The sequence below is a fragment of the Faecalibacterium sp. OM04-11BH genome (assembly GCF_003482185.1).
GTDB classification, from domain to species: domain Bacteria; phylum Bacillota; class Clostridia; order Oscillospirales; family Ruminococcaceae; genus Faecalibacterium; species Faecalibacterium tardum.
In genome coordinates this window covers 7,659-9,744 of the sequence record NZ_QULS01000028.1, presented here as the reverse complement: position 1 = coordinate 9,744, position 2,086 = coordinate 7,659, and the positions used below count along the sequence as shown (strand labels likewise).

The window sequence follows — 2,086 nt, the reverse complement described above, 5'->3', positions numbered from 1 at the left end:
GTTTCCGCAGGGTATCTTTTACGGTTTCAAACTTCTTCTGCTTGGGCTGTTGTCCAGCTGCGGCAAGGGCTGCGTTTGCAAGGTCGAGCTTCTGCTGCCCACGCCGTCTTGCCCAATACTCGGCTTCGCTCACGCGCTCCTTCGAGCCGTTGAGCAGGTCAATCTGGTACAGTCCGGCACCCTCGCACAGCTCCATGACCTCGACACGGAGGTGTCGCATGGTCTGGGCTGTGCTGGAGTGCTTCATACCCTCACGCCAATCGCGGGGCTTCTGCATATAGGGCTTACGCTCCACTTCTCGTGTTCGGACGCTGCCGATCACGATGTGGACATGGATGTTTCCCGAATGGTTGTGTCCATCCGGGTGAGTGCAGACGATGGCAGGATGACCGGGGAAGTTTTCTTCGCAGAATTTCAGGCCAAGTGCCTGTGCCTTTTCCATGGTCAAGCTGTTGTCGGCTGCATCTCGTGGGTCGAAGCTGATGATATACTGATGGCTCTTAATATCACCATGCTGGGTGTTCTTACCATACTTGCGGTTTGCCAGCAGACAGGCTGTTGCAAACGAGAAATCGCCGCACTCAAGTGTATCGAGGACGTACGAATCCCGCAGCTTCGGCTTGCCCTGTTCATCCAAAAGTTGCTTCCCGGTGAACGCGTCGTGCTGGTAAACGAGGTACGTTTCGATGGCGGTGTAGTCCGAGTTCTTAGAGCTGATATGCTTGAGCGTTGCCATACAGTTCACCCAGAACTTTCTCGGCGTGCAGCCGAAATGCGGTCAGGTCTGCAAGTTCGTCAAGGAGTTTCGCCCGGATCTGCTCGGTGTCTGCACCGCCGGAATTGAAGTGCCTTGCAAGCTGGTTGAGGTTTCCGCCCACCTTGCTGCACTGGGCAAGCAAAGTGGAAACAGCGGTCAGGGTTTCTTCGCCGCCGCCTGCAACGATGACCGTTTTCTCAATCTTGACGTTGTGGATGGCGCGGCGGATAAAAGTGGAGAGGGAGAGATTCAGGAGTTTGCAAGTGAGTTCCAGTGACGCTTTTTCCTCTGCTGTCACACGGAACTTGATGATGTGCGTTTTGTTGTTCGGCGTGTCGTGGTGCTGGGAATTGCTAGGGGTCGATTGAACATTCGTTTTGGTCATTGTACCTCCTGTCTGTTCGATAACTCCTCGGTGAAGTTATGTAAAGCACGACACCCCGTTCCATTCGTGCCGTAAGGCACGAATGATGAGCAGGGTTTGGGGCAGGCACGCCGCAACAAGATCACTTCGGAAATGCAGACGCATTGTAGAAGTGAAGTCCCGGATGGACAGGAAATTTTCAAGAATTGAAAATTTGTGGCCACGGGACGGTTCTTGCCCTCTACCGCTGCGCTCAAAATCAACTTTCGGCAAATGTTTCCGAATTGTTAAGACGCAAAAACAAGTAAAGGTGGTGCTGCTCATGTAAGGGGGTCACCGTTTACCCCGAACGAAGTTCCTGCCCCTGTTTTGCAGCGGCGTTGTCCGGCTCACCCACAGAAAGTGTGAGGTCATGGCACGATATCACGTTCAGACGGCTTATGAAGGATTCAAGGTTCGGTATGAAGAAAGCCGGGCGCAGTGCGGACACTACGTCTTGCTTCTTTCAAACGCAATAATAACACTTTGAAGTTGTGCAGTCAACAACCCAAAATGATTTTCGGAGATTTGTACAACTACATAAGATTTTATTTGTAAAAAAGAAAAATACCGCCCATGCAGTACAGGCGAAGGATTTTGTCGGGGTGAAACGGCGGCAAAATGATCGGGTGTGTTGCGGGGCGGTACGTTCTTTCTGGGCAATCATCTGCTGAAAGTGGTGGTTATCACGGTGAGCACCACCACTTTTCGGCAGGATTTGGAATAAAGGGTATCATGGAAGCGTGGGTGCGTCAAGATAGTTTTGGGGAATTCATTACGGTAAAGCGGTAGAAGTAAGACTTATGATGCCATGGAGAACCGTTTGTCTGGTATTAACAATTGAATCAAGAGCTCAAAGAACGCCATAAACGATCTTCCCTGAGGCCATCCCAATAATTGTGTAAACCTCCGGAGAGGTGTAAAAT

2 protein-coding genes are annotated in these 2,086 nt (G+C 51.3%); both read right to left on the bottom strand.

Annotation, left to right across the window (positions count from 1 at the left end):
* The coding region (locus DXB44_RS13855) for a relaxase/mobilization nuclease domain-containing protein (RefSeq protein ID WP_158581899.1) at positions 1-736 on the bottom strand (736 nt) is incomplete at its 3' end.
* Complete coding sequence (locus DXB44_RS13850; RefSeq protein ID WP_118659069.1) at positions 708-1,142, bottom strand: plasmid mobilization relaxosome protein MobC; 435 nt, start codon at positions 1,140-1,142, stop codon at positions 708-710. The genes DXB44_RS13850 and DXB44_RS13855, both read right to left, overlap by 29 nt.
* Positions 1,143-2,086 lie beyond the last annotated feature (944 nt).